This window comes from Tsukamurella conjunctivitidis (assembly GCF_007858475.1).
Taxonomy (GTDB): Bacteria; Actinomycetota; Actinomycetes; order Mycobacteriales; family Mycobacteriaceae; genus Tsukamurella; species Tsukamurella conjunctivitidis.
Genome location: NZ_VIGX01000006.1, coordinates 61815 through 74964, shown reverse-complemented (window position 1 = coordinate 74964; position 13150 = coordinate 61815). Strand labels below are relative to the sequence as shown.

Here is a 13150-nt window from a genome sequence, read left to right as displayed (position 1 = left end):
TGAGGTCACCTCGAAGTTAAAGGCGGTTCTCCCATGTATCCAGGAGCCTTCGCAGAGCTCACCCCCGGCAAGCCCGCAGCGATCGACGCCGCGACCGGCGACATCCTGAGCCACGCCCGCCTGAACGACGAGTCCACGCGACTCGCGCATCATCTGTGGGCGCTGGGGCTGCGCCGCGGCGACACCGTTGCGATCGTCGCCGGCAACGATCTGCGCATCTTCTCCGCCTACGCGGCAGCCATCCGGAGCGGTCTGTACGTGACGGTGGTCAACTTCCACCTCACGCCCGGCGAGGTGAACTACATCCTGGAGGACTGCGAGGCCCGCGCACTGTTCGCCGGAGCCGACGTGGCCGACGCCGTCTCCGCGGCGCTACAGGTCCCCGCGCTCGCGGATCCCGGACACGCGATCGCCTGGGGCGGATCGATTCCCGGCTTCGCCGACTTCGAGACCGTACTCGCGCAGGCCGACGCCGCCCCACTGTCGGAGCAGCCCCGCGGCACGGACATGCTCTATTCCTCGGGTACGACAGGCCGCCCGAAGGGCATCCGGATCCCGCTGCCGGAGGGCGCGGTCGACGAGGTGCCGGACGCCTACACCGCGATCTTCGCGCCGATGTACGGCATGGACGCCGACACCGTCTACCTCTCCCCCGCGCCGCTCTATCACGCTGCGCCACTGCGCTTCTGCGGCGTCACCATGTCCGTGGGCGGCACCGTCATCATGATGCACCGCTTCGACCCGGAGGAGGCGCTCGCGCTCATCGCGAAGTACCGCGTGACGCACAGCCAGTGGGTGCCCACCATGTTCGTGCGGATGCTCAAACTCCCGGCGCAGACGCGGTCCCGCTACGACACCAGCAGCCTCAAGGTTGCGATCCACGCCGCCGCGCCGTGCCCGGCGGAGGTCAAGCAGTCGATGCTCGCCTGGTGGGGGCCGGTGATCCACGAGTACTACGCCTCCACCGAGGCCGCGGGCGCGACCTTCATCGGGCCGCAGGAGGCCCTGGAGCGCCCGGGCTCGGTGGGTCGGGCCGGGCTGGGCATCGCCCGGATCTGCGGCGACGACGGTGCCGTCCTCCCCGTCGGCGAGGTGGGCACGATCTACTTCGAGCGGGACGCGATGCCCTTCGCGTACCACAACGCCCCCGAGAAGACGCGCTCCGCGCAGCACCCGGACCACGAGAACTGGGCCACCACAGGTGATGTCGGCTACCTCGACGAGGACGGCTACCTCTACCTCACCGACCGCAAGGACTTCATGATCATCAGCGGCGGGGTGAACATCTACCCGCAGGAGTCCGAGAACGCGCTCATCATGCATCCCGCCGTGACCGACGTGGCCGTGATCGGAGTGCCGCACGACGACCTCGGTGAGACCGCGCTGGCCTGCGTCCAGCTCGCCCCGGGCACGACCCCATCGGACGAGCTGGCGCAGGAGCTGATCGCCTACGCCGGAAAGGCGTTGGCCCGCTACAAGCTGCCCCGCGCGGTGCGCTTCGTGGACAGCCTGCCGCGGACCCCCACCGGCAAGCTGGTCAAGCGACTGATCCCCGTGGACTGACGCCGTCAGGGGTCACGGTCCGCGCGTCCTGCTCCGCATTGATCCGTTCCAGCGCCAGGTAACCGCGCGAGAAGGTCACGATCATCAGGGCCCAGATCGAGAGCGAGACGATGTAGAAGATCGAGTGCTCGGAATCCTCGCCCGGGAGGGTGACGTAGTCGTAGATGATCGCGACGAACGCCCCGAGCGCCGTGCCGACCGCCACCCAGATGGCGTTGCCGCGGTCGCCGGCGCGCCACAGCTTGGGCACCATGAAGACGAACATGAACAGCGCCGCACCGAGATTCATGATCAGGTAGAAGATCGCCCAACTCGGCTCCACGTCGCGTACGTCGAGGGCGCGGTTGAGGCCCACCGCGACGCCGGCGAGGATCGCCACAGCCTCGACGACCCAGGTCGGCCGGTAGCGGTGCGTCACGGCCATCATGCCGATCACCAGGATCACCGTCATACCGAAGGACCTCGAGAAGGCGTCGAAGAACACCATGAGGTGGTAGCTGAAGCTCGAGTGGTCCGGGGCACCGTCCGGCGTCGCGAAGAGGCCGGCGAGGAGGAGCACGTTCACCCCGGAGACCGCCATCACGACCCATTCGAGGCCGAGCAGGAAGTTGCGGAAGCCGCGGAGGAGCTTGCAGCCGTAGTAGAAGCCGGCCCCGACCATCGCGAGGTCCGCGAGGAGGATCAGGATCATGCGGGTGGTGCTCATCGCGACTCCTTGAGTGCGTCACGGATCGCGCCGGTGACGCGGTCGACGGCGGCGCGTGCCGCGGGGCTGATGCGGGTCATCGAGACGTAGCCGTGCACGAGTCCGCTCTCGCGGAAGACGCGCACCGGGACACCGGATTCGGCGAGCCGCTCGGCGTACGCGAGCGCCTCGTCGCGGAGCGGATCGAAGCCGGCCACGGTGATCAGGGTCGGCGGCGCCGCCGACAGGTCCTCGGCGAGCATCGGCGAGACCCGCGGGTTGAGGCCGTCCACGCGGTCCGGAATGTACTGGTCCGTCAGCCAGGCGATCTGCTTGGCCGACAGCGCGGAGTTCCCGGCGAACTCGGTCCGCGACGAGTACTCGCCGACCGCATCCACCACCGGGTACATGAGCACCTGCAGGTAGGGCCGGATCTCTTCGCCCGCCAGGTCGTTCGCCAGCACCGCGCAGAGGTTGCCGCCGGCGCTGTCGCCGAGCAGCACGATCCTGGTGGGATCGATCCCCCACTGGGCGGCGTGCTCCACGGCGAAGTGCCAGGCGGTCACGGCATCATCGACGGGGCCGGGGAACGGCGACTCCGGCGCGAGGCCGTACTCGACCGAGAGCACGTTGACCCCCGCGCCGTCCGCGATGAGACGGACGGGCACGTCGTAGTCCTGGCGGCTACTGAGGACGAAACCGCCGCCGTGCAGGAACAGGACCAGGGCCTTCGACGGTGTCGCGGGCCGGTACAGGGTGGCGCGCACGCCGCCCGGCATGACGATCTCCGGCTCGACGCGCACGCCTGCTGGCGCCTCGTCGGCGAACACCCGCGAGTCGTTCGCGACGATCACCCGTGCCTCCTCGGGCGTGCCGTCGCTGAAGTCCGGTGCGTCGGCGGTCAGCTTGAGCAGGAGGGCGATCTCGGGCGCCATCACATCGCCGTCGGCGTTGACGACCCGCGGCGCGATCCGGCGCATCAGGCGACCTGGCAGGCCTGCGAGGAGGGCCGTGAACGCGTCGCGCTGCAGCCGCTCCGGGAGACTCAGCGCGGCGGGCGCCTGGGTGGGAGCGGGAGCCTGAGCGGATCCGCTCGCCTGCGTGGTGGCGGTCACGAGCGCGCCTCCTCCACGACGGCACGGCCGCCGAGCTCACGCTCGAGGCGGGAGCTGAACTTCAGGTTCTCGTCGATCACCGAGCCGCGGTACATCTTCCGGTCGTCCATGAAGACGTTCTCCATCTTCCAGGGCATGGCGTCGCCCTGGCGCGGCAGGTCGTCCTTGGAGCGCTGCATGTAGCCCGAGTTGAGGTCGAGCATGGAGCGGGTGCCCACGCCGGCGGGGGCGTGCGGGACGGCGGTGTCGTAGCCGTGGGTGTCCATGTGGCGCAGGATCTCGATGACGCTCTTGCCGAGCAGGGCGATCTTCAGCGTCCACGACGACTTGGTGTAGCCGATCGCGTTCATCCAGTTCGGCACGCCGGAGAGCATCATGCCGCGGTAGACCACGGACTTGGGCAGGTCGACGGGGCGCCCGTCCACGGTCAGGTCGATGCCCCCGAAGAGCCGCAGGTTCAGGCCGGTCGCCGTGACGATGACATCGGCGTCCAGGTGCTCGCCGGACTCGAGCTCGATGCCCGTCTTCGTGAATCGGACGATCTTGTCCGTCACCACGGAGGCGCCGCCGTCGCGGATGGACTTGAAGAAGTCGCCGTCGGGGGCGAGGCACAGGCGCTGCTCCCACGGGTTGTAGGGCGGGTTGAAGTGCTTGTCCACGTCGAAGCCGGCGGGCAGCTCCTTGACGTTGACGCTGCGGATGTACTTGCGGGCGGTCTTGGGCAGCTTAGTGAGGAACGCGACCACGGCGGCGTCCATGAAGATGTTCTTCCACCGAGTGGCGAGGTAGCCGCCGCGCTCGCCGAGCAGGCGGGTGAGCGTGAGGTTCAGCTTGTCCACGCGGGGCAGGGTCAGGATGTAGGTCGGGGTGCGCTGCAGCATGGTCACGTGCTTCGCGGCGCCCTCGCCCTTGAGCATCGACGGGATCAGGGTGATCGCGGTGGCACCGCTGCCGATCACCACGACCTTCTTGCCGGAGTAGTCGTACCCCTCGGGCCAGTGCTGGGGGTGGATGATGTCGCCCTGGAAGTCCCCGCGGCCCGCGAACTCCGGGGTGAAGCCCTCCTCGTAGTTGTAGTAGCCGGTGGCCCCGAACACCCAGCCGGCCTTGATGACCTCGCGCCGGACGCTGCCGTCGGCCTCGGTCACGTCGACGTTCAGGAGCCACTGCGCGTCGTCGCTCGACCACGCCGCGGAGACCACCTTGTGGCGGTACCGGATGCGGTCGGAGAGGCCGTACTCGTCCGCGGTCTCCTTGAGGTAGTTCAGGATCAGCGGGGCGTCGGCGATCGCGTTCTCGTCCTTCCAGCTCTTGAACTCGTACGCGAAGGTGTGCAGGTCGGAGTCGGAGCGGATGCCGGGATACTTGAACAGGTCCCACGTGCCGCCGATCGAGTCGCGGCCCTCCAGCATGGCGATCGACTTGTTCGGGAACTCCTGGGTGATGTACGCCGCGGCGCCGATCCCCGAGATCCCTCCACCGATGACGACCACGTCGAAGTACTCCGGGGCCTGTGCTGTGTTGCTCATGGTGTCGCTACCTTCCTGCGCCGAGCGCTTCATGATGCGACTCAGATTGCCGGTGGAGGTGTGTCGCGCACCACATCGAATCTCAGCGTCTTGATGGCCTCCATGGTGGAATTCGCACCCCTGCGGATGCGTTGCCGGTGATCTACTCAGCGGGTCGGACCGCACTGTCGCCCGGCAGTGACAGCAGTCACGACAGCAATTCGCACCAGTTCTCGGAGAACGTGGTGCGTAACGTCGTGGCACCCGCGGAACCGGCCCGGCACAGTGGATGACGTCCAGCGCAGAACCACAGAAGAACCAGCCCTCCGTGGACGCACTGCCTGCGATCCAAGAGCTCGACGTCGCCGTCATCGGAGCAGAGATCTCCGGGGTCGGCGCAGCAACTCACTTCGCCCGCGAACTCCGAACAACACATCGACGAGTGCTCCGAACGGTGGTGCACAAGTGCAGCTGTGGCGACAGAAGCCGGTGCACGCTGAGGTCGCCAACGGCGAGCGCTGCTGATGACCGTGAATCCGACGAGAAGAGGAGAACAACCATGAAAGAGAACACCACAGCGCAGCCGGCTCAACGCGATCTGCGGGACACCTCAGTCGATGTCGTGATCGTCGGCGCCGGCTTCGCCGGATTGAGCGCGGCTGAACGCCTCGCGGGTCTGGGCGTATCAGTCCTGGTTGTGGACGCACGAGACAGAGTCGGCGGCCGGTCCTTCACCGGGGAAATCGCCGGCACGGAGGTCGACCTCGGGGCAACGTGGGTTTCCGAGCGACACACCGCGATTCGCGATCTCGCCACGCGAATGGGCTGCTCACTGAATCCGCAGTTCGATGAAGGCTCCAACGTGCTATGGATGGCCGGACAACGCCAGGCGTACGCGGGCACCATGCCCCTCGTCGGACCCGTGGACGTCCAAGATCTGGGCCGCATCCAAATCGAGCTGAACAGGGCGCTGGAGACCATCGACGTCGATGCGGCATGGAATTCTCCCGATGCCGCAACGCTCGACGCAACCTCGTTCGGGGAGTGGCTCGACCAGCACCAGGCCACCCCCAGCACACGTGCGCTGATGTACATCATCACCAGGGTGCAGTGGGGATGTGGCCCGCTCGACGTGTCGCTGCTGCACGTGTTGCGCTACATCCAGGCCGTCGGCGGGCTCGACCACATGTTGGCCGTCAAGGGCGGGTCGAACGAGTATCGCGTCACCGAGACGACGCAAGAGATCGCTAAGCGGCTCGCAGCGCGACTCGGTGAGAGCGTCGTCCTCGATACCCCCGTTCGCCGGATCTCTCAAGATGAGAACGGTATCGCGGTCCACACGGACTCGGCCACGATCAATGCCAAGTACGCCATCGTCACCGCGGCTCCCGAGCACCGCTCATACATCGAGTACCAGCCGGCCCTGCCGGCCAAGACCGAGGGGCTGACGACCAGTTTCCGAATGGGCGCGTTGAGCAAGGCGTTCGTCGCGTACGACAAGCCCTTCTGGCGGGCTGAAGGGCTGTCGGGTGAGGCCCTGCTGGCCGATACCGTGCCGGCATTCGTCACGTTCGACGTGTCACCCAGCGATGACGGGCCGGGGATCCTGATGGTCTTCTGCACCGCTCGGGTGTACGACGGCTTCGGCCCCGACGTTCGCCGCAGACTGGTTATCGACCAGCTGGTCGACCTGTACGGCGAGCAGGCGAACAGCCCGATCGACTACATCGACCACTGCTGGGGCACCGAAGCATTCGCCCCGGGCGGCCCGCATCCGGCCGCTCCGCCGTACGCAACGGTGAACTACGGTGAAGCTCTCACCGAGCCGCACGGACGTATCCACTGGGCCGGCACCGAAACCGCGGGCGAATGGGTCGGAACCATGAACGGCGCGGTTCTGACGGGACTGCACACGGCTGATCGGATCGCCGACCTGCTCCGCGTGGCCCCCGAAGGCTCCGCGTAGTCCCACAGAGCATCGGGGGCAGGGCGGATTGTCCACAGGAAGAAGGGCGCGTCGCTGCCCTCGATGACTCGCTCACACGGTCCAGATATCGCCATCGACGACGCCGCGGGCCTCAGCCGCCCCTTCCTGCCGCTGGCAGTGGAGAATGAAGCAGTGGAGGAATTGTGGCCCGCCCCGCCGCCGGACGTCGCTGACGCCATCAGGTCCGTGTGCCAGCGGCTACTGGCGGACGCCGACGCATTCGCCGACGCGATCACCCGCGCCTCTCTCCCGGCGCAGTACGCCTCCACGCTGCTACCCGATGCGTCGCTGGTCGAGGAGGATCGAGAACTCAACCGTTCCGATCTAGCCCAGTGGGTCACTTCGAACATCCAGCGACCAGGGCGACGCGTGGATGTGTACATCGGCCCACGAACCAGAGCGTTCATCCACGACCTCGTAGCCCGTGGGATCGCACCCGATTTCACCGATGGTTGGCGGAGCGCCCTGACCATCGGCTGGCGTCGGTGGCTTCAGGAGTGCATGGAGTTCGCGGGCACCCCGGAGCTCCTGGTGGAGGTCCTCGACGTTTCGGCGAAGTCGATGATCCAGTACGCGTTGGACTCGGTGACGGCACTGCGCGAGGCGAGCCTCGCCGCAGCGATGGGAAACGCTGACGCCGACGCGATCGCACTGGTCCAATTGCTCGCGACCGGGGCGCCGATCAGCGCGGACCTCGCGGAGAGTCGGCTGCGGTACCGCCTCGAGCGGCAGCACGTCGGCCTCGCCGTGTGGGTCGATGATCTCGAACACGCCGAAGCGATGGACGAGGTAGTCGCCGCGTTGCGGACCGCTGCGACCCCCAACAATGCGCTCACCGTACGGGCGAGCGCGACCTCCCGCTGGATCTGGCTCTCCGGAGAGAACACCCCGGACCAGCACCACCTCGAGAAGATCCTGCTGAAGACGGAACACGTCCGCGCGGCGATCGGAAGGCCAGGAGACGGGCTCGCGGGATTCCGGACGAGCCACCAGGACGCCCTCGCGGCGCAGTCGTTGATCGTCCGCCTGGGATCGCCCCACCGCTTCACGCGGTACGCCGATGTCGAACTCGTCGACTCCCTCACCAAGGATCGCGAGAGTGCCCGGCGCTTCGTCATCACGACGCTCGGGCCTCTCGCCGACGCGGATCCTGCACTCCGACAGTCGCTCCTGACCTATGTGCAGTGCGGCTTCAGCGCCACACGGGCCGCGGCCAACCTCTACGCGCACCGCAACACCGTGGAACGGCGGGTCTCCCGCGCCAACGAGGTATCGAGCACCAGGGTCGAAGACAATCCTACTCACGTCGCAGCGGCCCTGATGGTGCTCGACATCGCACCCGACATCACTCGGGACGCGAGCCCGCCGGCCGTCTAGAGGTCGAGGTGATCCGCGAGTTCGCGGTAGTCGACCTGCCAGAGGCCCGGCGAGCCAGTCGGGTACTGCGAGCGGAAGCCGAGGATGCGCTGCACGCGCTCCGGAAGGGTCTTGACCATCTCGCGGTCGACGAGGAAGGGGTAGGCCTCCTCCCCTGTCAGGAAGCCGGGGTTGAAGGCGAAGGACACCGCGCGACGGTACTCGCTCTCAGTCACGTTCGCGCCACCGCTGTGCACGGTCCTGCCGCTGATGAACAGGGCATCGCCGGCGTTCATGATCGCGGGGATCGTCTGCTCCGGGGAGCCGTAGTCGGTGAAGTCGGGCCACCGATTGCTGCCGGGGATGACCCGGGTGGCGCCGTTCTCCTCGGTGAAGTCGGTGAGCGCGATGAGGAAGTTGAGGGTGACTTCCGGCCCGGCCGGCCCCATGGCCACGAACGGATACCAATTGCCGAGGTCGCGATGCAGCCGCTGGGGAGCATTGCCGGGGCCGATCTCGATGACCTGGGCGGTGGTCATCCAGTAGGTGCCGGACTCCTCGAGGAACGTAGCGTCGCAGAGGGCGTGCACCAGATCGTGATCGATGACCTCCTCCCGGAACACTGGGCTGTGGGTCACCAGGTTGGTCAGGCGCTTGGTGTTGGCGCCGTGGAACTCCTGCACCTCCGCGAGCTCGTGCGTGCTGCCGGCGGCGAGAGCCTGCAGCGGTGCCTCGATCTCGGCGTTGAAACGCGCGACCTGGTCCGGCTCGAGGAAGCCTTCGATGATGACGCCGCCGTCCCGTGCGACGATGGCGAGGATCTCGGCGATGTCCGTGGCGCTGCTGATCCGGGTGAGAGTCGAGTCGACTGATGTCATGGTGTGGCTGTTCCTTCTCCGCCGGATTCAGGGATGCACGTCGCGGGTCGCTCGGCGGGAGCGGTCCCGTCCGTCGTGGGGGTCACGCTCGGTCGAGGACGGTCTTCGAGCTGGAGGGGTCGGTCGGCGTGGTCTGGGAGGGCGCGCCCGCACTGAGCACCTGGTCGTGCGCGACCTCCTCCAGCGAGCGGTTGGCGGTCTTGGGGCCGAAGGCGACGACGACGAGCGCGGAGACGACGTAAGCCCCCGCGGCGACGATGTAGACGCCCTCCCGGTCCCAGCCGAAGACGCCCTTCGGCGACGGGTAATACAGTGCCGTGTAGAGGATTCCCGTGACCATCGCACCCAGGCGGCCGATCCCGAAGATGATCCCGGACCCGAACCCGCGGGCTTGAGTGGGGACGACCTCGGGGATGTACGCGTAGTACGTGGAGAACACCACGCCGGTGAGGATGAAGGCGAGCGTCGCGCCGACGTTGTAGACGGAGATCCCGCCGAAGGCCATGCCGAGGATCGCAGCCGCACCGGCCAGCGACCCCAGCAGGATCACCGTCTTCCGTTCGAACCGGCCGATCAGGAGGAAGGTGAGGATCGGCGTCACCACGTAGAGGCAGGACCAGACCAGGTACGAGATGTACGAGCTGTTCAGGGCGGCGGCCTCGTCGCGTCCCTCGGCGAGGTGCATCGCGTAGAGGATGTCGACCACGAAGTTCTGGTGCATGTACAGCCCCAGAGTCGCGCCGAACCAACCGAATCCGACTACCGCGATGATCTTCAGCAGACCCCTGTCCGACATGAGGCCACGGAAGGTCATCTTCGCCTCGCGGGCCTCGTCCGTCACCACGACCGGCGCGAGGGTCTTACCGCTCGCGAGCGCCTCCGCCTCCAGGCGATCGACGACGCGCTCGGCCTCGTCGATGCGGCCGTTGGCGATCAGCCAGCGGGGCGACTCGGGCATGAGCAGGCGGACCGCCGGGACGACGAAGAGGCCGGCGGCGCCGACGAGCGCGAGGATCCGCCAGGCGCCGGGCGGGTTGTTGGGGAGGATGAACGCGGCCAGGCCCGCGAGGAACGGAGCGGTGGCCGTGAACGAGATCGTCGAGACCGCGACGAACCGTCCCCGGCGAGCGGCGGGGAACAGCTCGGCCATGTAGGTCACGAGCACCGAGGTCACCGCCTGCACGCCGATGCCGGTGATGAACCGCGAGACGAGGAGGCTCTCGTAGTACGGCAGGGCCGCGGTCATCAACGACGCACACGAATACAGCACGGTTCCCCAGATGAGGACCGGCCGCCTGCCGAATCGATCCGCCAGGCGGCCCCCGATGATGGCGCCGACGATCATGCCCGCGTAGAAGATCGAGAGCACGTTGCCCACGGCCTCCGGCGCGACTCCTGTCTGCGGATCACGCGGGAGCTCGGTGGCGAGCGGGATGTTCAGGCCGTTGTCGTAGTACTCGATCATCATGTTGACCGCGATGAGCACGATCCACACGATGTGCGACCGGACGACGGGCAGGCGGTCCATGCGGGCCAGGATCTCGCGACCCCGCCCGGTGTCGGGCTGTGTCTGCGCAAGGGAATCGGGCATGACGAAGACTCACTTCGGAGAGTGGTGGGTGCGGCCGGCGTCGACGACGGGGGCCGTGAAGAGTGAATGCCGGCCGCCGCGGGGGCAGAAGCGGCGGAGGCGGCGCTGCGGAGGCGCCGAAGGTGGTGGCGGCGGTGCGGTAGATCGGCTCAGCGCGCGGTGGCGTGCGCGACGGCCCGGATCTCGACGAGGAGCTCGGGACGCGCGAGCTCGGTGACGCCGACGGCGCTCCAGCAGGGGTAGGGCTCGCGGATGAATTCGTCCTTGACGGCGGAGAATCCGGCGGAGTCGCGGGCGAGTTCGGTGTGGAAGGTCATGAGCTCGACGATGTCGCTCATGGATGCCCCGGCGGCCTCGAGTGCGGCCTTGACCCCCTCGAAGGCGAAGCGCGCCTGCGCCTCGATCCCCTCGGCCGGCAGGCTCGTCTCCGGGTCGATCCCGACCTGGCCCGAGACCCAGACCAGGTCACCGACACGGGTGGCGGTGGCGAAGTGCATCGCGTCGTAGTAACGCTGCGCGCGGGCGCCGGGGTTGTAGATCCGACGACTCGTCATCGTGGTGGTCCTCTCTCCGTACGGGGTCGTCAGGCGATCTGCTGGAAGATCGGCGACCGGAAGGGATCGCCCTGGTTCAACTTCGCCATCTCGTCGCGGAAGAGGAATCCGTTGCGCGCGTAGGCCGGGTTGGTGAGGGGTAGCTCACGGAAGGTCGAGTCGTCCCCGAAGAAGCGCAGCACCAGCGTGTGCCGGTCGGGCGTCCGCGCATCCACGTGCGCACCGCCGTGCAGCGACCGCGGATGCAGGAAGACCACGTCGCCGGGGTTGATCTCGTACGAGACCAGGTCCCAGGCGTTCGGATCCTCTTCCAGATCCTTGTCGATGTGGGGCAGCCGCGGCAGGATCCCGTCGTCGTGCAGCGGCTCCGTCGGGTCGTCGGGGTTCCGGAAGGTCGAGCCGTCGTATTCGATGCCGTCCCAGCTGCCGCGCACCACCTGCAGAGAGTTGGCCGCCGGAAGGTGCTCGAAGGAGATCCAGGCGTTGCCCCAATGTGCGCCCGCCCACGGCAGGTTCGCCGTGTCCTGATGGAACGGACCCCGCCCGCTCTTACCTCCCTCCTTCACGAAGATCTCCTCCGCGAAGTACCACACGTGCTCGGAGCCCCACAGCTGTTGGAAGGTCTCCGCGAACGGGATCTCCTGCACCAGCGCGTCGAGCTTGGGCTTGGCGTTCGGGTTCGCGTTGTCGATGTGCGTCGCCAGCGACGTCCCGTCCAGGGCGCGGAAGATGTTCGGGCCGGGGTTGGCCATGTTCCAGTCGAGGGCCTCACGGCATGCCGCGAGTTGGCTCTCGTCGAGGTAGTTGCGGATCACCGTGATGCCGTCTTCACGGAACTGACGGATGGCTTCCTGGTCGATCATCGAGGTCCTCTTCCTTCGTGCGCGTCGATGTGATGCAGGACACGCTAGCGGCCCGACACCGTTTACGCAACAGTTGTTATGAAAATTGTGGAAGCGTGTTGAAGTGCGCAAATGCAATGTCGGGCACCGCGTCCGGCGCCCCGTACCGAAGACGGATGACCACAAGGGACGGAACGCACGCGAAGGAGGGCGCGCTCAGCACACCGGAAGGATCGGATGCGAACCCACTCAGGACGAGTGATGATCGCCTCCCGCGCGAAGACCTACTCGGCGTTGGGCGGACGCAACAAGGTGTCGACGGCATCGAGCAGTTGCTCGACCTTCGCCGGCGTGAACCGGCCCGGCTCGACCGGGGCGAGCATCGCCCAGCCGTCGCCCATCGCCGTCACGTTCTCCGCCAGGACCTCGGCGGGGATGTCCGCGCGGATCGTGCCGTGTCCCTGCCCTTCGCGGATCATCTCCGCGAGGTCCGCACGGAACTGCCCGTAGCGTTCCTGCACGATCGCCGCGATCGCCGGCTCCTGTCGCGCGGACATCACCAGTTGGCTCATGACGGGCCACTGCTCGCGGTTCGTCACCGTAAGTTCCAGCCAGCGCTCGAGCATCGCACGCACACCGGCCCGCTCCGTTCCCGGATCGAGCAGGGTCTCGTACGAGTCGAATCGGCGCTCGGCGATGGCCACCATCAGATCGGTCTTGTTCTTGAAGTAGTAGGTGACCGCACCGGTGGTGCACCCGGCGGCCTCGGCGACGTTACGCAACGAGCAGGCACCGTAACCGTCGCGCGCGATGATCGACGTCGCGGCACGCAGCAGTTCGGCGCGCCGCTCGGCGCGATCCCCCGGCGGGCGGCCACGCCGGGGAGCCGTCGTCCCACCGCTCGGTGCCGTTCGTTCCACATCCCGACGATACAACCGAGCGCGGGCCCGATCACCGGCCCCACACCGACCTGCGGTGGCGGTGCGAATCGCACCGCTCGCGGCGACAAGTGGTTGCGACGTGATGATGGTCACGCCCGCCCCTCGTCGGAATCATGAGAGCTACGCCACA

General features: G+C 67.5%; 11 protein-coding genes. 3 read left to right on the top strand and 8 right to left on the bottom strand.

Annotation, left to right across the window (positions count from 1 at the left end; translation table 11 throughout):
• The first annotated feature begins 33 nt into the window (after nucleotides 1-33).
• On the top strand, nucleotides 34-1563 hold the full coding sequence (locus tag FK530_RS12520; RefSeq protein WP_146487366.1) for an AMP-binding protein: 1530 nt from the start codon (nucleotides 34-36) through the stop codon (nucleotides 1561-1563).
• On the opposite strand, the gene FK530_RS12515 is transcribed toward FK530_RS12520, so the two are convergent.
• Genes FK530_RS12515 through FK530_RS12505 form a run of 3 tightly spaced genes read right to left on the bottom strand, consistent with a single transcriptional unit; the run spans nucleotide 1538 to nucleotide 4892 of the window.
• Nucleotides 1538-2269, bottom strand: a complete 732-nt coding sequence (locus FK530_RS12515; RefSeq protein WP_146487365.1) for a hypothetical protein — start codon at nucleotides 2267-2269, stop codon at nucleotides 1538-1540. The genes FK530_RS12520 and FK530_RS12515 overlap by 26 nt on opposite strands.
• The gene (locus FK530_RS12510; protein WP_146487364.1) at nucleotides 2266-3363 is read right to left on the bottom strand and encodes an alpha/beta hydrolase; all 1098 of its coding nucleotides are present in this window, start codon (nucleotides 3361-3363) and stop codon (nucleotides 2266-2268) included. The genes FK530_RS12515 and FK530_RS12510 overlap by 4 nt, the downstream gene beginning before the upstream one ends.
• A complete protein-coding gene (locus FK530_RS12505; protein ID WP_146487363.1) occupies nucleotides 3360-4892 on the bottom strand; it encodes a flavin-containing monooxygenase in 1533 nt (510 codons plus the stop codon). The genes FK530_RS12510 and FK530_RS12505 overlap by 4 nt, the downstream gene beginning before the upstream one ends.
• Nucleotides 4893-5430: 538 nt before the next feature.
• Here FK530_RS12505 and FK530_RS12500 point away from each other — a divergent pair.
• Together FK530_RS12500 and FK530_RS12495 are read left to right on the top strand one after the other, a co-directional pair.
• Nucleotides 5431-6837 (top strand): flavin monoamine oxidase family protein, encoded by a 1407-nt coding sequence (locus FK530_RS12500; RefSeq protein ID WP_146487362.1) that lies wholly within the window; start codon nucleotides 5431-5433, stop codon nucleotides 6835-6837.
• 63 nt (nucleotides 6838-6900) lie between these two features.
• The gene (locus FK530_RS12495) at nucleotides 6901-8235 is read left to right on the top strand and encodes a PucR family transcriptional regulator (RefSeq protein WP_223120132.1); all 1335 of its coding nucleotides are present in this window, start codon (nucleotides 6901-6903) and stop codon (nucleotides 8233-8235) included.
• Here the strand turns inward: FK530_RS12495 and FK530_RS12490 are convergent.
• The 5 genes from FK530_RS12490 to FK530_RS12470 form a co-directional block, all read right to left on the bottom strand.
• Entirely contained in the window at nucleotides 8232-9092 is an 861-nt protein-coding gene (locus FK530_RS12490; RefSeq protein WP_146487361.1) for a phytanoyl-CoA dioxygenase family protein, read from the bottom strand. The genes FK530_RS12495 and FK530_RS12490 overlap by 4 nt on opposite strands.
• 82 nt (nucleotides 9093-9174) lie before the next feature.
• Nucleotides 9175-10683: an MFS transporter gene (locus tag FK530_RS12485; protein ID WP_146487360.1), complete on the bottom strand. Its 1509-nt coding sequence runs from the start codon at nucleotides 10681-10683 to the stop codon at nucleotides 9175-9177.
• A 149-nt stretch (nucleotides 10684-10832) separates the two neighbouring features.
• Complete coding sequence (locus tag FK530_RS12480) at nucleotides 10833-11237, bottom strand: RidA family protein (RefSeq protein ID WP_146487359.1); 405 nt, start codon at nucleotides 11235-11237, stop codon at nucleotides 10833-10835.
• Nucleotides 11238-11266: 29 nt separating this feature from the next.
• Nucleotides 11267-12100: a phytanoyl-CoA dioxygenase family protein gene (locus tag FK530_RS12475; RefSeq protein WP_146487358.1), complete on the bottom strand. Its 834-nt coding sequence runs from the start codon at nucleotides 12098-12100 to the stop codon at nucleotides 11267-11269.
• A gap of 263 nt (nucleotides 12101-12363) precedes the next feature.
• Nucleotides 12364-13113: a TetR/AcrR family transcriptional regulator gene (locus FK530_RS12470; protein ID WP_231706614.1), complete on the bottom strand. Its 750-nt coding sequence runs from the start codon at nucleotides 13111-13113 to the stop codon at nucleotides 12364-12366.
• Nucleotides 13114-13150: the final 37 nt, after the last annotated feature.